This window comes from Coprothermobacter sp. (assembly GCA_013824685.1).
GTDB lineage: Bacteria > Caldisericota > Caldisericia > Cryosericales > Cryosericaceae > Cryosericum.
This window is the reverse complement of the sequence record PNOG01000014.1, coordinates 1-22,258: the sequence shown is the minus strand read 5'-3', so window position 1 is coordinate 22,258 and position 22,258 is coordinate 1. Positions and strand designations below refer to the sequence as shown.

Here is a 22,258-nt window from a genome sequence, read left to right as displayed (position 1 = left end):
TCCCGCGAAGGCGGGAATCCATGCTCTGTTTAGGAACGCCTTCTTCTGGCTGTGGTCCACCACTGCGGATGGTCTTGCAGTGAGAAGCGAAGCGGGTAGAGTGTTCGGGGAGAAATGTCGCTTGGCAGCGGAAAGTCATCACAGACCAGGGGGGCTTTGTGAAAAGGTGGAAAGGTGGAAAACGGGATTGGCGTTCGTGGGCTCTTGGTTGTGCGCTCGTTGTCCTGCTTGTTGCCCAGCTACAGATTGTGCCCTCCGCGGTGCTGGCTGCTACAGCGGTTGACGATGCTGCTACCACCAATGAGGATACTGCAGTCACAATAAGCGTTCTCGGGAATGATGCACCGCTGGGTGGCCTCAAGCTTGCAGCGGTGATGACGGCCCCCGGACATGGGACTGCAGTCATTGTTGATGCCTCTGCAGGCACCATCCTCTACACCCCGGCATCCAACTGGAATGGGACGGATACCTTCACCTATACGGTGAGCGAGGGAAGCACGTTGTTCTACGCAGGCACCGGGCACTACTACGAGTTCGTTCAGGACGCGGGGAAAACATGGTTGCAGGCAAAGGTTGCCGCAGAGGACAAGCCGCTGCTCTACGGGCGGAAGGGCTACCTCGTGACGATAACGTCGCCGGGAGAACAGGCGTTCGTGGAGACCAGGCTGAGAGGCCAGGGCTGGATGGGCGCCAGTGATGAGACAGAGGAGAGTATCTGGAAATGGGTAACGGGACCTGCTGCTGAGCAGACGCAGTTCTGTACGCAGACTGGTGGTGTTGATAAGACTCAGTACAACTATCCCAGTTCTACGGGTGGCTACGGTCTCACTCCCGGTCGGTATGCGAATTGGGCTGGCGGCGAGCCAAACAACTGGGGTACCGGTGAGGACTATGCACACTTCTACTCCAATGGAACATGGAATGATTTCGATGGGAGCAACACATCAACAGCGGGCTACGTCGTCGAATACGGTGGCATGCTCGGTGACGTCCTCACTGATGCTCCGACCGCTACCGTGACCGTCACCGTGAACCCTGTCAATGACGCCCCGTCTTTCACGAACGGTGCCGACCAGACGGTCCTTGAGGACTGTGGTTTCCGGACCGTCTCCGGATGGGCGATCTCCATGAGTGCGGGTCCTGCCGAGGAAGCAGGGCAGACCCTTGACTTCGTGGTCACCAACGACAACACTGCCCTCTTCTCTGTGCAGCCTGCCATTGCTGCAAACGGCACCCTGACCTATGCGCCTGCTGCCAACGGGAACGGCACGGCTACCGTGACGGTCTCCCTCCATGACAACGGCGGCGCGGCGGATGGCGGTGTGGATACCTCCGCTCCCCAGATCTTCACCATCACTGTCACTCCCGTCAACGATGCCCCTCAGGGAGTTGCCGACTCCTACGGGACCCTCGAAGACACTGTCCTATCAGTCCCCGCGCCTGGCGTTCTCGCAAATGACGCAGATATAGATGGCCCGTCAATCCAGGCGATCTTTGGCTCCGGCCCATCTCACGGGAGCGTTAGCCTCAGCTCGGATGGATCGTTCAGGTATACCCCTGTGCGCAACTACAATGGGTCAGACTCGTTCAGGTACTCTGTATGGGATGGTGCACGGCAGAGCTCTACCGTCGCCGTAAGTCTGACAATCACTCCGGTCAACGACGCTCCCACTGGCATCACGCTGTTTAGTGGCACTGTTCCCGAAAACGTTCCTCTTGGCACACAGGTAGGTTGGTTCACCACGCAGGACCCGGAGACGACAACCGGGTTCACCTATACGCTGCCCGGTGAGGGAGCGGACGTACTTGAGCTGTTCAACGTCAACTACTTGCGGACGAAGGCTGGCCTTGACTTTGAGACGAAGAACACCTATACGCTCCACGTCCGTACGACCGATTCCGGGGGATTGTCGTATGAACAGGACTTCGACATTATCGTGACGAATGTGAACGAAGCCCCTGTGGGAGCCAATGACTCCTATACTTCTGCCGAGGACGTTGCGATGACTGTCTCTGCTCCAGGAGTTCTGGCAAACGACATCGATGTGGACGGCGATCACCTTACGGGGCGCATGGTGACAGGTCCCGCTCACGGGACGCTGACGCTTCAGGCCGACGGGTCGTTCACGTATGTGCCAGTAGCTGACTACTGCGGTTCCGACACCTTCACGTATGAAGCCTGGGATGGATTCCTCGCCAGTGCACGGGCCGCTGTCACACTGACGGTTGCCGCGGTCAACGATGTCCCCTCCTTCATGAAGGGCGTTGCCCAGACGGTCCTTGAAGACTGCGGAGCACAGACGGTCGCCGGTTGGGCAACCTCCATCAGTGCCGGTCCCACCAACGAGTCTTCTCAAACCCTGTCATTCGTTGTGGCGAACGACGACAATTCTCTCTTCAGGATTCAGCCAGCCATCGACCCTGCCACGGGCACTCTGACGTTTGCCCCTGCCACGGACCAGAATGGTTTTGCAACGGTCACTGTCTGCGTCCATGACACCGGCGGCACGGCGAATGGCGGCGTGGATACCTCCTCTTCCCAGACCTTCACCATCACCGTTACTCCCGTCAACGACTCACCAGTGAACACTGCCCTTCCTGCCATCTCCGGCACTCCTCACGTTGGCAGAACCGTTGCGACAACGGCCGGTGACTGGAATGATGCCATCGACATGGACGTTTTCGGCACGTCAGTCCTATCCTACGCCTATCAGTGGCAACGCACTGCGGCCGGTGGTTCCATGTTTTCGGACATCGCAGGCGCGACAAGTCCCTCGTATGTGCTCACACTGCCCGACAACCTCCAGCAGGTTCGTGTGCAGGTTACCTGCAGCGATACGGGCGTCGGCCTCCCCGCCTCTCAGAGCACGACGGCCATCTCGCTCCCGGTGACCATCCTCAACGGAGCGCCGGTCATCACGGAAGGGTCTGCCATATCGGCATCGTGTGACGAGGACGAGAGCCCCGTGCCGTTCAGTCTCACGCTCCACGTGACAGACTCGGACCACATCGACACCCTGACATGGCATATCCTCACGCCTCCTGCGCATGGAACGCTTGCCCTCCCTGCGGATCCGACCGGACTCTCCACCGTTCCCGTCTACCATCCCGCTCTCAACTGGAACGGGACGGACAGCTTCACGCTCCGGGTCGAAGACGGCCTGACGGGCGAGAACGAGATCACCGTGACCGTTACCGTGAACCCCCGCAACGACGCTCCCGTGAACACCATCCTGCCCAGCATCTCGGGAACCATGAACGTGGGCGACACGCTGACGGCAGACCCCGGCACATGGAGTGACACTATCGACTCGGCTGGCCTCCGCGTCTCTGACCTACACATACCAGTGGGTTCGTGCGGATGGCGTCTCCGGAACGAATGTGGGGGACATCGCATCTGCCACTTCCGCCACGTATGTCCTGTCGAATGCGGATGCTCATAGGCTCCTGCGCGCAAGAGTCACGTGCACCGACAGCGGCGTTGGTGACCCTGCCACGCAGAGTGTCACGCTCGTCACATCCTGGACCCCCCAAGTTATCAACCGTCTTCCCATGATCACCGAAGGTGCATCGACCTCGGTCACCATAGACGAGGACGGGAATCCCCTGGCATGGAGCCTCATCCTCGATGCGACGGATGCCGACGGTGACACCCTCACGTGGAGCGTCTCGACGCCTGCTTCCCACGGCACTGCCACGGTTAGCGGCACAGGCCTGAGCAAGGCCATCGGCCACACTCCCACCGCCGACTTCAACGGCTCGGACTCGTTCGTCGTGCGTGTGAGCGATACGTACGGCGGTATGGACGACATCACCGTGAACGTGACCATCACCCCGGTCAACGATGTCCCCTCGTTCACCAAGGGCGCCGACCAGACGGTTCTCGAGGATTGTGGTGCACAGACGGTCAGTGCCTGGGCAACCGCTATCAGTGCCGGTCCTGCCAACGAGTCCTCGCAGATTCTGACGTTCACGGTCACCGGCAACACCAACCCTGCGCTGTTCAGCGTGGTGCCAGCCGTCAGTCCCACAGGCACCCTGACCTATGCCCCTGCCCCTAGCATGAACGGCGCGGCTACCGTGACACTCACGCTCACGGACGATGCCACGAGGGGCGGTGCCGCACTCACGACCGCTCCCCAGACCTTCACCATCTCCGTCACCGCAGTCAACGACGTCCCCTCCTTCACCAAGGGCGCCGACCAAACGGTCCTCGAAGATTGTGGCGTGCAGACGGTCGCCCTGTGGGCAACTGCCATCAGTGCCGGTCCTGCCGATGAAGCAGGGCAAGCCCTCCACTTCGATGTTACCAGTGACAACAACGCACTCTTCAGCTCACAGGCCGTCGCCTCTCCCCTCGGTACACTGGCCTACACTCCGGCCGCCAACATGAACGGGTCTGCCATCGTCACACTGCACATTCATGACGACGATGGCGTATTGAACGGCGGCGTGGACACCTCCGCTGACCAGACCTTCACCATCACTGTCACCCCCGTCAACGACCCGCCGGTAAACACGGCACCTCCTGCCATTGCCGGCATCCCGCACGTTGGTCGGACCCTGACGGCGGCGGATGGTGTCTGGAATGATCTCATCGACACCAGTGTCTCCAGCATGTCGGTCCTGTCCTATACGTATCAGTGGCAGCTGAGTACGGACGGCGGGACAACATTCGTCGACATCCCCGGGGCCACCGGTCTCACATACGTGCTTACCTTTGTCGACAACCCTCAACTGATTCGGTCGATGGTCACGTGCACCGACGATGGCGTCGGCCTTCCTCTGCACCAGGCGACGTCGGCACTGTCAGCGCCCCTACCGATCACTATCCTCAACGCCGCACCGGTCATCACCGAAGGGGCCCAAGCATCCACGGCCTGCGACGAAGATGAGTCGCCAGTTGCCTTCACGTTCACACTCCATGCGACAGATGCGGATGCCATCGACACGCTGACCTGGCACGTCATCACGCCTCCCGGGCACGGCACCCTGACACTTCCTGCCCCGTCCGTGGGGTCTTCGACGGCTTCCTCCGTCTACCACCCGACTGCCAACTGGAACGGCACGGACACCTTCACGCTCCAGGTGGAGGACGGCCTGACGGGTACGGACGAGATCACCGTGACCGTCGTCGTGATCCCCCGCAACGATGCTCCTGTCAACACGGAAAGGCCCAGCATCGCCGGGAACCTGTTCGTGAACCACGAGGTGCGTGCCATGGTCGGCAGCTGGAACGACGCCATCGACACGGACATCTCCGGCATGTCAGTCCTGTCCTACACCTACCAGTGGCTCCGGGCCGATGACGCGGCAGGGACAGGACTCGCACTCATCCCTGGCGCGACAGCTTCGACGTACGTCGTTTCTCCCATCGACGAGGGAATACACCTGGCTGTTCGCGTCACCTGTACCGACAGCGGCGTGGGCCTACCTCTCACCATGAGTACGAGCGTGGACAGTGTGTTCCTCCCTGCACGGTACTTGGACACGATGCCCCCCGTGATCGAGTTGCCCGATTTCTCCTCCTGGCCCGGCGTGACCGGGGCATCGGGAGGGACCGCTCCCTCCTTCACGGTGAACCGGTCTCCGTTCGGCCTGCAGTTCATGGCCGAAGACAACCGACAGCGCAACGTGCAGTGGAAGGTTGCCGTGAACGGCGTGGAGGCAAGTGCATCCACTGGTACTGGCACGATAGACCGCATGGTGTCGCTGACTGAAGGCACGAACCGGGTCGACATCACGGTGGTCGATGAGGCAGGCAACCGAGCCGAGCGTCACTTCACGATCACCTTGGACACCCATGCTCCCGAAGTCGTCCTTCCCCGGCCGCTGACCAGGATGGTCACCGGCACGACCCTGAACGTCGAGGGAACCATCAGCGATGAGTTGTCCGGTGTCCGTTCTCTCACCATCGACGGCACCGAGGTCATCCCCTACCTGGACGCGACATTCACCGCGTCCCTTCCCCTGAAGCGCGGTCTCAACACCATCGTTGTGGAAACGCTCGACAACGCAGGCAACCGTGGCTCTCTCACGTGGACCCTGGATCTCACACCGGTTCAGCAACAGCACGCTGGGCGGAGGATCGATCTGACCATCGACAGGAAGGCTATGGTCGTCGATGGCGCCAGCGTGGCTATGGACGTCGCGCCGGTCATCCTCGAGAGCAGGACCCTCCTGCCCCTGCGGGCACTTGTGGAGGAAGTGGGCGGCTCCATCGCCTGGAATGCCACGACCCGCCAGGTCACCCTCAAGGCACGCGGTGTCACCATGGTGCTGACCATCGGCAAGAACATCGCCACCGTGAACGGCAAGAGCACCCTCATCGACCCGGCGAACAGCAAGGTCGTTCCCGTCATCTTGGGTAGCAGGACCTTCCTGCCCCTCCGGTTCATCGCCGAGCAGCTCGGTCTGGACATCGCCTGGTACGCTCCCACCCGGACGGTGACCATCACCTGGGAACCCTGACGTCCTTCCAATCTCCTGAATGACGAGGGCCCGCCAGCGATGGCGGGCCCTTTGCATTCCGTCATTCCCGCGAAGGCGGGAATCCAGTCCTGCCTCGGTTGTAGCATGTTACAACAACTACGTCTGTCCCCTGCTACATAATCTGTCATTCCCGCGCAGACGGGAATCCAATCCTGCCCCTGCTATGGGCATGTTACAACAACTACGTCTGTCCCCTGTTACACATGATCGGTCATTCCCGCGCCCCTCCGTCATTCCCGCGAAGGCGGGAATCCATCCTTTCTGACTGTTGATTTTCCCCGGAATTGCACAATACTTAAGAAAATGTTAAGGGTTGTGCAAATGGGAACAACACAGGAATCGGAACGCAACATACGGAGCATTGCCTCCCGCCAGCAGGGATACTTCACTGCCAGGCAGGCTCTTGAGGCTGGCTACTCATATCCCTCACAGTACTACCAGAGTGAGACTGGAAACTGGATACGGGAGGGGTATGGCGTGTACCGCATTGCCGACTACACGTCGGCTGATCGGCCCGACCTCGTCCTGTGGTCGCTGTGGTCACGAGACAGCAAGGGCAAGCCCCAGGGTGTGTTTTCTCATGAGACGGCGCTGTCCATCTACGAACTCTCGGATGTCATGCCTGCAAGGCTCCATATGACAGTCCCACTGTCATTCAGGAAGTCGGCCAGGATCCCCGCCATCCTCGTCATCCATCGTGCAACGCTCGAGCCCGTGGACATTCAGGTGATGGAGGGGTACAGCGTCACTCGTCCCCTGAGAACGATTATCGACGTTGCTGCTGCAAGCATCTCTGCTGACCTTCTCGAGCAGGCCATCCGCCAAGCCCTCCAGCGTGGGCTCGTGCAGCGCGACGATCTGACCAACGCTGCCAGGCTGAACCCGCCCTCTCCCTTCGCGGAGATCATACGAAGCATCTTCCACCGATGAGCAGTCCGCGGCACTACAATGACGCGGTGTCCTTCCGCCAGGCCCTGGAGGATCGCCTCAGGAAACGGGCTCTGAGTAAAGGTGAGGATCTGCAACGCCTGCGACAGCAAGTCGTCTTTGATCGATTTGTCACGCGCATACAGTATGATGGTGTCAACAGATGGATTCTCAAGGGTGGACATGCTTTGGAACTGGCGATTGGATCCGCCCGGGCGACTCGCGACATCGATCTCGCTCTCAACATCAGTATTGGCAGAGGCTCCGACAACCGCGTAACTCTACAACGGATGCTGCAGCAGGCTGCTTCACGCTCAGCAGGTGACTGGCTCGAGTTTCAAGTGGGGGAGTCGATGATGGACCTCGACGGCCCGCTCTACGGCGGCGAGAGGTTCCCTGTTCGCGCGATGCTCGGGGGTCGGGCCTTCGTTACCTTCCACGTCGATGTTGCCGTTGGAGACGTTCTCCTCGAACCCCTTCGCGTCACAACGGGTGAGGACTGGTTTGGCTTCGCCGGTATCGAGGCATCTCCGCTTACCACGACAAGCCTGGAACAACAGTTCGCCGAGAAACTGCATGCCTATACCATGCTCCGTGCAGGCACGCGCGACAACAGCCGCGTCAAGGACCTCGTCGACATGACACTGCTCCTCGAGACGGGGTACTTGGATCCTGAAGGTGTCGCTGCAGCAGTGGTAGCCACGTTTGGCCACAGAAACAGCCATCCGACCCCCGAGACACTCCCGGACCCGCCGGTGTCCTGGAAGAAGCCATATGCAGCTATGGCCGCAGCATGTCACATTGATGTCGACATTGCTGCTGCCGATCGCGTTGGAGGTTACTATCGACGAATTGTCACGATGATCGCGGCAACAAAACCTGGCACTCGAACTCGGTGAGTCTCTGTCAACCAACATAAGCATGCGTTCTGTCGCCCATACGCCGCTGATCCGTCATTCTCGCGTGGTTTCGTCCTTCCCGCGCAGGCGGGAATCCAATCCCTTCGCTCTCCGTCATTCCCACGGATGCGGGAATCCATCCTGTCCATCCCCCTTGTCGGGGGTTTTCCCATATCCAGGCGAACGCGTCTGCCGCCTGTTACAGAATTGGAACCGTCCCGAAGCGTAACAGTCTCCGTCATGCCTCTCGTCAGGGTGGAGTGTGGCTATACTGTACAGCATGAGAGCAACAGCGCGACAGAAGAGCGGGGGTCGACCCGACGCCCAGGCCTGGGCAGGTCTTGTTATGGCCGTCCTGGGTGTGTCGGGCACGTCGACGTTCATGAAGCTGGCTGGTACGGACCCGCTTGTGACCGCATTCTGGCGCCTGGCGCTGTCGACGCTCCTGCTCCTTCCGCTGCAAGCGTGGCGAAGGCGCAACGCGCTCGCCAGTAGTCGATCTATCCCGAAGTGCAACACTGCTTCAGGAATGGAACCGTCCAGAAGTGTAGCATTGTCAGTCATTCCCGCGCAGGCGGGAATCCATCCTGCCCTTGGTACGGGCATGTTACAACAACTACGGCTGTCCCCTGTTACAATGCTGGCGGGGGCGCTGCTGGCTGTGCACTTCGCTTTGTGGGTGACGTCGCTGTCAATGACCTCGGTGTTGTCCTCGCTGGTCTTCGTCACCATGAACCCGCTGTTTGTGGCCGTCCTGGACCTCGTCCTGTTTCGGGAACGTACCAGCCCTCTGCTGTGGGTTGCCGTTGCTGTCGTAACGGCAGGCGGTGTCTTCATCGGGCTGCGGTCCGGCACGGGCGCCAACCTCGGAAACCTGCTCGCCCTGGGTGGGGCGCTGGCGGCGTCGCTGTATCTGATCGTCGGGCGCAGGGCGTCCCGGCAGATGGACACTGTCTCCTACAACGTGGGCGCGTTCGGTTGGGCGGCTTTCCTGATGGGGGTCGTGTGCCTCATTGCTGGAAGGTCCCTCCTGCCACTGTCGGGCACGTCGTTCATGTGGCTTGCGGTGACCGCTGTCCTCGGCCAGACTGTCGGCCACGGCCTCATCAATGCTTCACTCAGGTCGTTTCAGCCGCAGTTCGTTGCCCTGATGCTACTGTGGGAGCCAATTCTGGGCAGCCTGCTGGCGTTCCTGGTGCTGGGTGATCGGCCGGGTCCGGCCGAGCTTGCGGGAGGCGCCGTCATCTTGGCCGGGCTGGCGCTGGGGATCGTTTCCAGCCGCCGCTCTGCCGCGGAAGGACCCGCGAGCGCTGAGGATCAGCCGCTGTAGTTCAGGAGCTCCAGAGGCTGTGTGCCTGCCAGCTGGACCTTGGTCGCGCTGAAGCGCACGGCGGCTGTGAGAGCTGCCTGGGGATCTGAGTTCGCAACAAACGCGGAAAGGAAGGCGGCTGCGAAGGCATCTCCCGCTCCCGTCACGTCGACGGGCGTGAGGGGGACGCCTGGCGTCGCAATGATGCCCTCGTCGCCACATAGGAGAGCTCCTCCTGAGCCGAGCTTGACAACGACGGTTGTCCCGGTCGATCGGTGGAGGATGCGGGCTGCCTTGTTGGCATCTGCCTCCTGTGCCAGCCAGCAGGCTTCCTCTTCGTTGGGCAGCACGTAGTCGCACAATCGAACCGCCGAAAGAACAGCATCGCGGCCCATGGCATTCATAGCGTCGATGCTGGCGGGATCCATCGCGACCAGCGGCCGTGCGGGCGCAGGACTGGTCAGCACGAACTCGAGAGCTGCCCAGCAGCCATCATTCAGAAGGCTGTACCCTGACACGAACAGGACGTCTGCAGTCGTCTCGAATGCACTGCGCACGAAGCGTGCAAATGCAGCAGGATCTACCGCTGCGTTGGCGCCCCGCTGACAGTACATATGGTACGAACCTGCCTCCTGGACGACGCTGACCATGCCCGTCGGGACGTCGACGCGGCCTCCAGCGTATGCTATGCCGAGGCGCGCCAGGTGCGCCAAATAGAGGTCTCCTGCGACGTCGGTCCCCAGCGTGCCGAACAGTTGTACGAGCCGGCCCAGGCAGCGCAGGAAGAAGGCGACGTTCCCTCCCTGCCCCCCGCAGGAAAGCATGATGTTCGCCTGTGCTTCCTTGCCGGAAGGCGACAGGCTGGGCGCCACCGTTGTGGCGTCGATGTTCAGGTCGCCCGTGACGAAGAACATGGAACCCAGGCTCAGCGGTGGCTCAGCAGGGTGGCGATCTGCGTTCCCAGCGCGACGTTGCTCTTGATCAGCGCGATGTTGGCCTCGATGACGCCGGGCAGGTTCTTCTGCATGTAGGCCAGGATGTACGGCGTCATCGCCTTGCCCTCGACACCCTCTTCCGCAGCCTTCTTGAGCGCTGCCTGCAGGATCTTCTCGTGCTTTGCTGGATCGACCTGGTCACCCTCGGCGATCGGGTTCGTGACGAGGATCCCGGTCTCGAGCTTGAGGCGGTCGCGTGCCTCCACGATGGAGGCGATGTCCGACGCGCTCTCGACGCGGTGCTCGAGCGGGATGCCGGAGTCGCGCACGTAGAAGGCGGGCAGGGTGTCGGTCTGGTAACCCAGGACGAGGACGGACATCGTTTCGAGGTACTCCAGGGTGTTCCTCAGGTCGAGGATGGACTTGGCGCCCGCGCACACGGTGATGCACCGAGCCCGCCCGATGACGGGCAGGTCCTGAGAGATATCGAGGATCTCGCTCACGCCACGGTGGACGCCCCCGATGCCACCGGTGACAAAGACGCGGATACCTGCGGCGTCGGCGATGTTCAGCGACGCAGCGACGGTCGTGCCCCCGCTGAATCCCATGGCGACAGCGACGGGGATGTCGCGGGGTCCGATCTTCTTGACCCACTTGGCCCGGGCGAGCATCTCGAGTTCAGACTTGGAGAGACCTACACGGATCTTGCCCGAGACCAGGGCAGTCGTGGCGGGGACGGCTCCACCCTTGCGGACGATGGCTTCGAGCTCCTGTGCCAGCTCGAGGTTGACTGGGTACGGCATGCCATGGGTGATGATGGCAGATTCGAGGGCGACGACCGGTGCTCCCTTGCGGAGAGCCTCCTGGACTTCCTCGGCGATGACGAACTCCTCGGGACGTGCCTCACCGCGCCTGGTTCCCTCGGCAAACCCTTTGGTGACGCTGTTGCCGATCTTGTGCCCGGTCAGCTGGTCATTCTCGCTGCGCTGTACTCTTCTCGCCATGACGGGCTCCTATGAAGTGCGTTGTGGCCAGAAAGGCTTCGACGGCAACCGGGTCGAATTGCGATCCGGCGCACCTCGCCGCTTCCGCCGCAGCCATGTCGGGCTGGGCGCCATGTCGATACACGCGCGCAGTCACCATGGCGTCGAATGAATCAGCCACCGCCAGGATGCGTCCACCCATCGGGATGTCCGCGCCGGCTGTTCCATGAGGATAGCCTGCACCGTCGTACCGTTCATGATGAGACGCGACGATGTCGCACACATCGGAAAAGCCGGGGACTCTCCCAATGACGGCAGAACCGTATTCGGGGTGCTTGCGCATGATGGCGAACTCCTCTTCGGTGAGGAAGTCCTGTTTGAGCAGGATCTGCGCAGGGATGAAGGCTTTGCCCAGATCATGAAGCAACGCCGCAACGCGAAGGGTTTCGAGGTCGTCCTCGGACAGATGAAGTGCGACCCCCATGGGGACGGCAAGCTGGGCAACACGATAGGAATGCGTAAGCGTAAAGTTGTCCGTACGCTCGAGCACCTCCAGCAGTGCTCCCACAATGCCTTCTCTCATGCCCCCGCTGATTGTCTGTTCGAGCAGCAGTTCAGGGCTCATTTCCGTGCTACCGTCAGGAGAACGAACAAGGTCGACGCTCCCGTATGTCAGTCCTGGACAAGCTCCGTGCTTGCGGCACGGTAGTGCTTCTTCATCATATGGACGCTTGGCATTTTTTCAAGCCCACCGTATACTGTGGCAGTCTCAGACGGGCACAAACGTGCTCTGCATACGGGAGGTGGTGACGCCCAAGGGCGGACGATATGACACTCGACAAGTTTACGACAAAGTCAGCGGAAGCATTGCAACAGGCGGCGCGGTCCAGCGAAGGCCACGGCAACCAGGCCACCGATTCGCTGCACCTTCTCCAGGCCATTCTCGAACAGAAGGAGGGGCTTGCAGCCTCCCTCTTCCCATACCTCAACGTTGCTGCCCCAGCGCTGTCGTCACAGGTCGAACAGGAAATCGAGCGGCTTCCCAAGGTTTCGGGCAGCGTCCCCGTCGGTCAGCTGGTCATCTCTGACGACCTGAGCACGGTCATCCGCAAGGCCGAGGACGAGATGACGGCGCTCAAGGACGAATACATCAGCATCGAGCACCTTCTCATCGCGCTGGCCGAGAACAGCCGCTCATGCGGACCGTTGCTGAAACAGACCGGCGTGACGAAGCAAGCCATCCTGAGCGCGCTGGTGAAGGTGCGCGGGACGGAACGCGTGACGGATCAGGAGCCCGAAGACAAGTACGAGGCACTCAAGAAGTACGGCCGTGACCTGACCGAGCAGGCGCGCCAGGGCAAGCTGGACCCGGTCATCGGCCGCGACGAGGAGATCCGGCGCGTCATGCAGATCCTCATGCGCCGGACCAAGAACAACCCCGTGCTCATCGGTGATGCAGGCGTCGGCAAGACGGCAGTCGTCGAAGGCCTTGCTCAGCGGATCGTAGCGCGTGACGTCCCCGAGGAGCTCAAGGACAAGACGATCTTCGCACTCGACCTGGGCGCGATGATCGCGGGCGCCAAGTTCCGCGGCGAGTTCGAAGACAGGCTCAAGTCCGTGCTCAAGGCTGTGACGGCGAGCGACGGCCGCATCATCATGTTCATCGACGAACTGCACACGGTCGTCGGGGCGGGTGCGGCCGAGGGGGCCATGGACGCCTCCAACATGCTGAAGCCGGCGCTTGCGAGGGGTGAACTGCGGACGATCGGCGCGACCACGGTCGACGAGTACCGCAAGATCATCGAGAAGGACGCCGCTCTCCAGCGCCGCTTCCAACCGGTCATGGTTGGTGAGCCGTCGGTCGAGGATACGATTTCCATCCTGCGCGGCCTCAAGGAGCGGTATGAGACACACCACGGCGTGCGCATCGCGGATGGGGCCCTGGTCATGGCGGCCAAGCTATCGGCGCGCTACATTACGGACCGTTTCCTGCCCGACAAGGCCATCGACCTCATGGACGAGGCGGCGTCGCTGGTGAAGATGCAGCTCGAGAGCATGCCCGTCGAGATCGACGAACTGGACCGCAAGCTGGTCATCCTCGAGATGGAACGCAAGGCGCTGGCTGCCGAGACCGATGACAAGTCCAGGAAGCGCAGTGCCGACGTGCAGGCGGAGATCGCCCAGCTCAAGGAGAAGGCGGACCGGCTGAAGCTGTCCTGGCGGAAGCAGAAAGACGTCATCGAGGAAGCCGCCCGGCTCGGCAAGGAACTCGAGGAGAAGAAGGCCGCGTTCACGAAGGCGACCCGCGAGGGCGACCTGGAGAAGGCGGCACAGCTCAAGTACGGCGCGATCCCCGAGCTGGAGAAGAAGGTCGAGGCACAGCACGACCAGCTCGCATCGCAGGAGAAGGGCGGCGTCGAACTCAAGCAGTCCGTGACCGAAGAGGAGATCGCGCAGGTCGTCAGCCGCTGGACCGGCATCCCGGTGTCCCGCATGATGGAGACTGAGGTGACGAAGCTGGTCAACCTGGAGGAGCGCCTGGCAAAGCGCGTCATCGGCCAGGAGCAGGCAATCCATGCTGTTGCCTCGGCCATCAAGCGGTCGCGCGCCGGCATGTCAGACCCCAGCCGTCCCATCGGCAGCTTCATCTTCCTGGGCCCCACGGGTGTCGGCAAGACCGAGCTATCCAAGGCGCTGGCGCAGGTGTTGTTCGACGACGAGAATCGCATGGTCCGCATCGACATGAGCGAGTACATGGAGAAATTCAGCGTCAGCCGCCTCGTCGGGGCTCCTCCCGGATACGTTGGCTATGAAGAGGGCGGTCAGTTGACAGAGGCTGTTCGCCGACATCCCTACTCGGTCATCCTTCTCGACGAGGTCGAGAAGGCCAACTCCGACGTGTTCGACATCCTGCTCCAGGTGCTGGACGACGGGCGCCTGACGGATGGCAAGGGCCGTACGGTCAACTTCCGCAACACGGTCATCATCATGACCAGCAACATCGGCAGCGACATCATCAGCCGTATCGGGTCGACACCCGGGACGGTCGCGTACGAAGAGGAGTACTCGCGCGTCACCACCGCGGTGCTGGAGCACATGAAGACCGTGTTCCGTCCGGAGTTCCTGAACCGCGTGGACGAGGTGGTCGTCTTCAACCCGCTGGGACAGGCCGAACTGGCGGAGATCCTGAGCCTGGTCATCGAACGCACCGTGGCCAAAGTGCGCGAGCGCGACATCGAGCTGACCGTGTCCGACGAACTGCGCAGGCACCTCGTGACCATCGGCTACGACCCGGTCTACGGCGCCCGGCCGCTCAAGCGCACGGTCCAGAAGGTCCTGGAAGACCGCCTGGCGGACGCCCTGCTTTCCGGCGAGGTCAAGCCCGGCGACAAGGTTCTGGCCGATTACGACGCCGACCGTGTCGTCTTCCACAAGCAGTAGCCCACAAATGTGAATGCCTTGGGGTCAGACCCCAAAGGCATTCACAATTCGAAATGAGAGGTCGATGAATGGCTGAAGAAAGCATCTTCATCAAGGGTGCGCGCGTCCACAACTTGAAAGACGTGAGCGTGCGGCTCCCGCGCAACAAGATCATCGTCATCACCGGCGTGTCCGGCTCGGGCAAGTCCTCGCTGGCGTTCGACACCCTGTACGCCGAGGGGCAGCGCCGCTATGTCGAGTCGCTCTCTGCCTATGCCCGGCAATTTATCGGCCTGATGCAGAAGCCGGACGTCGACCTCATCGAGGGGCTGTCCCCCGCCATTGCCATCGACCAGAGATCAGCCAGCAAGAACCCCCGGTCCACGGTCGGTACGCTGACCGAGATCTATGATTACCTGCGTCTGCTGTTCGCGCGCGCCGGCGTTCCGTACTGTCCCAACCATGATATCCCCATTACGAAGCAGTCGCCCCAGGAGATCGTCGAGCACCTGCTGGCAGAGTACCCCGGGCATACCGTCGCCCTGCTGGCGCCTGCGGTGGAGGGGCGCAAGGGCGAGTACCACAAACTGATCGAGGATGTCCAGCGCAAGGGGTTCGAGAGCTACCGTGTCGACGGTACGGAGTACAGTGTCGACGACCTGGTCCCGAGCATTGATAAGAAGCGCAAGCACACGATCGAGCTCATCGTGGACAAGCTGCTGGTCACCGCGGACGAACGCACGCGCCTGTTCGACTCGGTGGAACTGGCGCTCAAGGAAGGGAACAGCGTCATCAAGGTCCTGGACCTGGCGACGGGCAAGCTCGACTTCTTCTCGAGCACCTTCGCCTGCCCCATCTGCGGCTACAGCATCCAGGAGATCGAGCCGCGGCTGTTCTCGTTCAACTCCCCCTATGGCGCGTGTCCGACGTGTACCGGTCTCGGCTTCCAGCTGGAGCCGGACATCGACATGATCATTGACCACGACAAGTCGCTCGCTGAGGGGGCCATCCAGATCCCTGGCTTCCTTGCCGCCTCGACGTTCAGCAAGGACTTTGTCGTGCAGGCGCTCCGGTACCGTGGGTACGACCCGGACCAGAGAGTGCGCGACTTGCCGGCAGGAGCTATGGACATTGTCCTGCACGGTGACAGGGAACGCATCCCGGTCCACTGGGAGGACGGCGAAGGGACCGACCATATCTACAAGTTCCACTGGGAAGGGCTCATCAACCTCTTGGCCCGCAGGTACGAAGAGACGACCTCGGAAGCCATGAAAGAGGAATACGAGCGCTTCATGGTGCAGAAGGACTGCCCGACCTGTCATGGCAGGCGCCTGAAGCCCGAGGCGCTGGCCGTCAAGCTGGCCGGGCGCAACATTAGCGAGGTCACCGACATGTCGGTCGACCAGGCGTTGCAGTTTGCTGGCCAGTTGCCTGAGGCGATGACCGAGACCCAGCGCACGATCGGCAAGCAGGTGCTGCGCGAGATCAACGAGCGGCTGAAGTTTATCCTGGACGTCGGCCTGGGATACCTGACCCTCTCGCGCGCGTCGGCGACGCTTGCGGGCGGCGAGGCCCAGCGCTTGCGCCTGGCGACGCAGGTGGGCAGCAAGCTGGTCGGTGTCCTCTACGTGCTGGACGAGCCGTCCATCGGCTTGCATCCGCGTGACAACGAGCGCTTGCTGAGCACCCTGCGCGAGCTGCGCGACCTGGGCAACACGCTGGTCATCGTCGAGCATGACGAGGAGACGATCCGCACGGCGGACTACCTTGTCGACGTGGGCCCGGGGGCCGGCGAACACGGCGGGCGCATTGTGGCCGCCGGCAGCCTGGCGGACATCATCGCCGAGCCGACGTCGCTGACGGGGCAGTACCTGACGGGCAAGCTGTCCGTCCCCCTGCCGAAGAGCAGGCGCACCCCCAACGGCGAGCACCTGCTGATCAAGGGCGCGACGGAGCACAACCTCAAGAACGTCGACGCCGACATTCCCCTGCACATGTTCACGTGCATCACGGGCGTGTCCGGCTCGGGCAAGTCGACGCTGATCAATGACTGCCTGTACAAGGGACTGGCACGCGAGCTGTACCATGCCAAGGACCAGCCAGGCCGCTACGAGAAGTTGACAGGTGTCGAATACATCGACCGCGTCATCGTGGTCGATCAGGCGCCGATCGGGCGCACCCCGCGCAGCAACCCGGCCACCTATACGGGGTTGTTCACGCCCATCCGCGAGGTCTACGCGCGCATGCCCGAGGCGAAGGTGCGCGGGTACCAGCCCGGCCGGTTCAGCTTCAACGTGAAGGGCGGCCGCTGTGAGGCCTGCGAAGGCAATGGGTTCACCAAGGTCGAGATGCAGTTCCTGCCGGACGTCTATGTGCCGTGCGAAGTGTGCCACGGCGCGCGCTTCAACTCCGAGACGCTGGAGGTCCGCTACAAGGGCAAATCCGTCGCCGACGTGCTGGAGATGTCGGTTGAGGAAGCCCTGCACTTCTTCGACGCGCACGCGCGCCTCAAGCACATGCTGAAGCTGCTGGACGCCGTCGGACTTGGTTACATCCGCCTGGGGCAGAGCGCCGTGACCCTGTCGGGCGGCGAGGCCCAGCGCATCAAGCTCGCGGCGGAGCTGGGCAAGCGTACAGCAGGAAGGACGTTGTACATCCTCGACGAGCCGACGACCGGCCTGCACTTCGCCGACGTCGAGAAGCTCGTGGGTGTCCTCCAGGAGCTGACTAATAAAGGCAACACGGTCATCGTCATCGAGCACAACCTGGAGGTCATCAAGAACGCCGACTGGGTGATTGACCTGGGTCCCGAGGGCGGCGACAAGGGCGGCCGCATCATCGCGACAGGCACGCCCGAGCAGATCGCCTGCAACCCGGAGTCGCTGACGGGACAGTTCCTCAAGGACAAGGTGAGATAGTCGTAGCGAAGCATGTTGGCCGCTGCGCAGGCCGTGTTGGGGCGTGCGCAGCCCACGTCGTACGTGGCATGCCTGGCAGGTTCGCTTGACAAAACTGGCGGGGTCCCTATAAGGGATACATACTGCGGGTCTACCGTAGAGACTTGGAGACAGTCAGTGGAGACAAAGGGAGGATATGATGCACAGGAGAAGAACGGGGCTATTTGCCACGATACTGGTGTTCATGATGGTGCTGGGTTCTGTTGGGAGTACTTGGGCCGCCACTGTGGCGCGGAGTGCCGTCGTTGACGACGATGTCTTCCTGGAGGGCACTTACCTTTCGGTCGGCATCTCGGGGGCGGGCTCATTTGGAACCCACGAAGCTGCTCCCGTTGGGTTCCATCCCACGCCATTCTATGGCGGCAGAATTGGCCTCAGTGTGGACCAGGATGGATTCAACACGGGCAGTGGGCCGACGACCGGTGACTTCTTCCTGCCGGGTACTCCCGAGGAGCGTTTTGTCGTCGGGTACAAGATCCAGGGCGTGCCCTCGGTGTTCAACAATGCCGAGACGATGGGTGATGAAGACGTGATCAAGGAGTCTGTAACAGACCTGTCGTCTGTCGACGTGCTTCGCGCGCAGTGGGTAGGGAGCACAGGGGATGGCAACAAGCTTCGCGTCACGCAAGTCGTACAGTTCCGCTATGATCAGCGCTTCTTCAGAAATACCATCACGCTCCAGAACACGGGCACGACGCCGCTTGAATCCGTCCGGTACATGCGCAACGTCGACCCGGACCAGGACCGTGACCTCCATGGGACTTACTACTACACCACTGACAACGAGATTGTCGTCCAGCAGACTGCCGACGGCAAGGCGCTGGTACGTGCGACGGGCCTGGCGTCAGGTGTATCGATTTTCTACTACTCGGCCGATGCGCGCGTGCGTGTGTCGACGTTCGGCTTCACGAACACTGACCCATATGCAACTGCGGCCTATGACCAGGCGGGTGTCTACAACTATTACACCTACATATCCCCCAAGGGTTCTGTGATCGAAGACCAGGCCATCAGCATCTGTGCCGACCTCGGCACCCTTGAGCCAGGGCACCAGCAGACGTTTGTCTACTACACCAGCCTCGACGCCGATTTCCAGGATGCCCTGGACGACATCGAGAACGAAGCCGAGTATGTCATCCGAGCATCAGCCGGCGCCGGGGGAACCATTGATCCTGTTGGCGAGATTCCAGTTTCCGGGGGTGCCAGCCAGTCGTTCACGATTACTGCCACCCCGCCGAACATGATCGCCTCAGTCGTCGTCGACGGCAAGTCCGTTTCCCTGACGGGGTTGAACTCCATGACATACACGTTTGGGAAGGTAATGGCAAACCACACGATCAGAGCAGAGTTCAGATTCATGGACGTCATGGCTCCGGTCATCGAACTGCCCGACGGCGTGCCTCAGTCGGCCGTTGGGTCGCCGTATGACTTGCACCTTGTCGTCACCGACGACACGTCCATTGCTGACGTCGGCATCTTCGAGAACGGGCAGCGTGTCGGCGGCTCCTACACGGGCGGCGACATCCGCGTCCGGCTCACACTTCCCGACGGTCGGCATGAGCTGATCATCGTGGCGGTCGACGGCGTTGGCAACCGTACCGAGCGGGCTATCATCCTTGTTGTCGACACCAGGCCGCCGGTCCTGACCGTAGACCCTCCGTCCTCGGTTTCTACTGCCACGCTCACCCTCACTGGTTCCGCCATCGACGCAGTGTCGGGCCTCGCTTCCCTCACCGTCAACGGCGAGCTCGTGGTCCCATTCCTTGACGGTTCATTCAGTGTGAAGCTGGCATTGGTCAAGGGTGTCAACACGTTCGTCATCGAAGCTACGGACAGGGCTGGCAATACCACTTCCCAGAGCTTCGCTGTAACCTACAGTGCTTCCTCCCCGGGCGCACCTTCCTCCATCTACGTTGTCCTCACGATCGGCAGCGCAGATATGGAGGTCAACGGGCTGACCCGCAGGCTGGATGCGGCCCCATTCATTAAGGACGGTCGCACTCTGCTTCCCATTCGTGCCCTCATCGAGGCACTCGGTGGTTCCGTCCAGTGGAATCCTTCCACGAAGACCGCCACAGTCGCCCTGGGTAGCCGGACCGTCGCCCTGACGATTGGCAGCACGACTGCCCTCGTGAACGGTACACCCATCACCCTTGATGTTGCACCCATGATCGTCAAGGGCCGGACCTTCCTGCCCCTGCGGGCCATCGCCGAGAACCTCGGCCTCGACCTTGCCTGGGAACCCGTTTCCCGAACCGTCTCCCTGACCTACTGGCCGTAGCCTTTCCACTCCACACCTGTTCGTCTCCTGCCCCTGGCTCACCCCGGGGGCAGGTTCATATCGGTTCCTCACTCAAGTGTTCCGGCGGGCAGTACGAGCTGTTGAGCTGGTCCTGTGCCCAGGTTGTCGATATCTTTCCAGGAGACCGGCGTCGAGGTGGAAGGCAATAAGGGCAATACCGCCATCGTCATCGAGCACAACCTGGAGGTCATCAAGAACGCCGACTGGGTCATCGACCTGGGTCCTGAGGGTGGCGACAAGGGCGGTCGCATCATCGCCACGGGGACCCCCGAGCAGATCGCCTGCAATCCAGAGTCGCTGACAGGTCAGTTCCTCAAGGGCAAGGTGCGGTAAGGCAGATGTCAGGCGTTCTCCTTGAGCAGAATGCTCGGGCCGTGCCGTCGCTTGACAAATATCCGCGACCACATATAAAGGGAATTAGTCACGGCATCGAGATCGCGCGCACGACATAGGCGATACGAACATGACATGGAGGCCTCAATGAAGAAGCTGTTCTCTTCCGTTCTCGTTCTGACATTGATTCTTGGGCTGGTCGCGCCGGGTTTGTCGGTGCGTGCGGCAGACCAGTCTTCCACAACTGCACCATCTGGATGGACGCCGGCAGGCGTCCACGCTGCCCTTCAGTTTCTGCCTGTCGGCGTTCCCGTCCTGGTCCTTGAGGACGCGTATCCGTGGGGGACTTCGTCGCACATTAGCCTGCTGCTTTCGCTCGGCTATGCGCCAAGGATTGCGACGTGGTCCGACCTCGGTGTGACCGTGAGCCTTTCGGACTACCGCAACGTTTACGTTGCCAGCGACCAGCCCCAGGGGTTCTACGATGCGTATGCAGCGCATGCGGCAGAGCTGACGGCATGGGTGAGTGCCGGGGGACATCTCGTGTTCTCTGCATGTGACAACGGCTGGAACGACGGCGATCTTGCGACCCCACTTCCGGGAGGGGCCGTGAAGGCCAACAACTATGCAGGCACCAACGTCGTCGTCGACCCTGCACACCCTATTGCCACCGGCGAACTCTCTGACGGAATTCCTCTCGCTTCTCCGTTCTCCGGAACTTCTGCCAGTCACTCCTACTTCTCGGTGCTTCCTTTGGGCGCACATGTCATCTTCCGTGACGGCTCACTCAAGCCCACGTTGGTCGAATACGCACTTGGTTCTGGCTTGGTCGTAGCGTCAGGGCTCACATGGGAGTATGGCTACAGCCACTCGCAGGGATCCAAGCCAGCGTTTGATGACCTGTTCCTGTATGCGTTCCCCAAAGTCACCTACACGCTCAAGGCGACTGCCGGGCTGGGCGGGACCATTGCTCCGTCAGGAGATGTCGTCGTCTTCGAGGGATCTTCCAAAACGTTCGTCATCACTGCCGGCGCAGGGAACTCCATCGTCAGTGTGGTCGTCGATGGGATGCCGGTAATGGTCACGGACCAGACGACCATGACCTATACGTTCTCTGCCATCTCAGCCAACCATACCATTCAAGCCATGTTCATGTCTCCCGACAGGCTGGCCCCCACGATTGCGTTTCCGCTCGAACTGATGGGCTCGGCGACCGTCCGGTACCGTAGTCTTGCTCTGCTGCTGGATGTGCGCGACGACAAGGGTGATGCTTTCGTGCAGGTCTGGGTGAGCGGCGTCAAGGCTGCCGAGGGCTCTCAGAACGGACCACACACTTACAACCTGTCGCTTGCCGAAGGAGCAAATACCATCTACGTCACCGCGACGGATGCGGCCGGCAACATGGCAGATGCAACGCTTAGACTTACTGCCGATTCGACTGCCCCCATACTCAGCGCCGGCATCGTCAGGAATGGTACCGAAATCTCGGTCGTGGGCTCTGCGGTCGATTCCGGCAGCGGCCTGCGCTCGCTGATCGTCGATGGACAGGAAGTGGCGGTCGGCCTGGACGGCGACTTCTCCGTGCCTGTACAGCCGAAACCAGGCGTGTCGTCCATCGTGATCGAGGCGACGGACAATGTCGGCAATACCGCGACACTCGAACTTGCTCTGACGCAAGCATACAAGCCTGTTTCCTCGTAT

12 protein-coding genes and 1 pseudogene are annotated in these 22,258 nt (G+C 61.5%); 10 read left to right on the top strand and 3 right to left on the bottom strand.

What is annotated here, in order from left to right; translation table 11 throughout:
* Positions 1-158: 158 nt before the first annotated feature.
* The 5 genes from C0398_05120 (at position 159) to C0398_05100 (ending at position 9,648) form a co-directional block, all read left to right on the top strand.
* Positions 159-3,443, top strand: coding sequence for a hypothetical protein (locus C0398_05120; GenBank protein MBA4365371.1), 3,285 nt, complete (start codon positions 159-161; stop codon positions 3,441-3,443).
* A complete protein-coding gene (locus C0398_05115; protein ID MBA4365370.1) occupies positions 3,382-6,471 on the top strand; it encodes a hypothetical protein in 3,090 nt (1,029 codons plus the stop codon). The genes C0398_05120 and C0398_05115 overlap by 62 nt, the downstream gene beginning before the upstream one ends.
* A 342-nt stretch (positions 6,472-6,813) precedes the next feature.
* Positions 6,814-7,422, top strand: a complete 609-nt coding sequence (locus tag C0398_05110) for a hypothetical protein (protein MBA4365369.1) — start codon at positions 6,814-6,816, stop codon at positions 7,420-7,422.
* On the top strand, positions 7,419-8,318 hold the full coding sequence (locus C0398_05105; protein ID MBA4365368.1) for a nucleotidyl transferase AbiEii/AbiGii toxin family protein: 900 nt from the start codon (positions 7,419-7,421) through the stop codon (positions 8,316-8,318). Before C0398_05110 ends, C0398_05105 begins: the two co-directional genes overlap by 4 nt.
* A gap of 280 nt (positions 8,319-8,598) precedes the next feature.
* Positions 8,599-9,648 carry a hypothetical protein gene (locus tag C0398_05100; protein MBA4365367.1) on the top strand — a complete coding sequence of 350 codons (1,050 nt, stop codon included), beginning with the start codon at positions 8,599-8,601 and terminating at the stop codon, positions 9,646-9,648.
* On the opposite strand, the gene C0398_05095 is transcribed toward C0398_05100, so the two are convergent.
* The 3 genes from C0398_05095 to C0398_05085 are packed head-to-tail and all read right to left on the bottom strand — an operon-like array spanning position 9,636 to position 12,170.
* Positions 9,636-10,541, bottom strand: coding sequence for a hypothetical protein (locus C0398_05095; GenBank protein ID MBA4365366.1), 906 nt, complete (start codon positions 10,539-10,541; stop codon positions 9,636-9,638). The genes C0398_05100 and C0398_05095 overlap by 13 nt on opposite strands.
* An 11-nt stretch (positions 10,542-10,552) precedes the next feature.
* Entirely contained in the window at positions 10,553-11,566 is a 1,014-nt protein-coding gene (locus tag C0398_05090; protein MBA4365365.1) for a pseudouridine-5-phosphate glycosidase, read from the bottom strand.
* Positions 11,535-12,170 carry a phosphohydrolase gene (locus C0398_05085; GenBank protein MBA4365364.1) on the bottom strand — a complete coding sequence of 212 codons (636 nt, stop codon included), beginning with the start codon at positions 12,168-12,170 and terminating at the stop codon, positions 11,535-11,537. The genes C0398_05090 and C0398_05085 overlap by 32 nt, the downstream gene beginning before the upstream one ends.
* A 203-nt stretch (positions 12,171-12,373) precedes the next feature.
* Between C0398_05085 and clpB the strand changes: the two genes are divergently transcribed.
* The 5 genes and pseudogenes from clpB to C0398_05060 form a co-directional block, all read left to right on the top strand.
* On the top strand, positions 12,374-14,986 hold the full coding sequence (gene clpB / locus C0398_05080; protein MBA4365363.1) for an ATP-dependent chaperone ClpB: 2,613 nt from the start codon (positions 12,374-12,376) through the stop codon (positions 14,984-14,986).
* Positions 14,987-15,054: 68 nt separating this feature from the next.
* Positions 15,055-17,883, top strand: a complete 2,829-nt coding sequence (locus C0398_05075; protein ID MBA4365362.1) for an excinuclease ABC subunit UvrA — start codon at positions 15,055-15,057, stop codon at positions 17,881-17,883.
* A gap of 175 nt (positions 17,884-18,058) precedes the next feature.
* Positions 18,059-20,203 (top strand): hypothetical protein, encoded by a 2,145-nt coding sequence (locus C0398_05070; GenBank protein MBA4365361.1) that lies wholly within the window; start codon positions 18,059-18,061, stop codon positions 20,201-20,203.
* Between the two features lie 165 nt (positions 20,204-20,368).
* A pseudogene (locus C0398_05065) lies at positions 20,369-20,557 on the top strand (hypothetical protein).
* A gap of 147 nt (positions 20,558-20,704) precedes the next feature.
* The coding region (locus C0398_05060) for a hypothetical protein (protein MBA4365360.1) at positions 20,705-22,258 on the top strand (1,554 nt) is incomplete at its 3' end.

Bases quoted from the DNA above. Each gene is read 5' to 3' on its own strand.
- C0398_05090 (MBA4365365.1), bottom strand. From the start codon at position 11,566: ATGGCGAGAAGAGTACAGCGCAGCGAGAATGACCAGCTGACCGGGCAC.
- C0398_05075 (MBA4365362.1), top strand. From the start codon at position 15,055: ATGGCTGAAGAAAGCATCTTCATCAAGGGTGCGCGCGTCCACAACTTG.
- C0398_05070 (MBA4365361.1), top strand. From the start codon at position 18,059: ATGATGCACAGGAGAAGAACGGGGCTATTTGCCACGATACTGGTGTTC.
- C0398_05095 (MBA4365366.1), bottom strand. From the start codon at position 10,541: ATGTTCTTCGTCACGGGCGACCTGAACATCGACGCCACAACGGTGGCG.
- C0398_05100 (MBA4365367.1), top strand. From the start codon at position 8,599: ATGAGAGCAACAGCGCGACAGAAGAGCGGGGGTCGACCCGACGCCCAG.
- C0398_05085 (MBA4365364.1), bottom strand. From the start codon at position 12,170: ATGAGCCCTGAACTGCTGCTCGAACAGACAATCAGCGGGGGCATGAGA.
- C0398_05105 (MBA4365368.1), top strand. From the start codon at position 7,419: ATGAGCAGTCCGCGGCACTACAATGACGCGGTGTCCTTCCGCCAGGCC.
- clpB (MBA4365363.1), top strand. From the start codon at position 12,374: ATGACACTCGACAAGTTTACGACAAAGTCAGCGGAAGCATTGCAACAG.
- C0398_05110 (MBA4365369.1), top strand. From the start codon at position 6,814: ATGGGAACAACACAGGAATCGGAACGCAACATACGGAGCATTGCCTCC.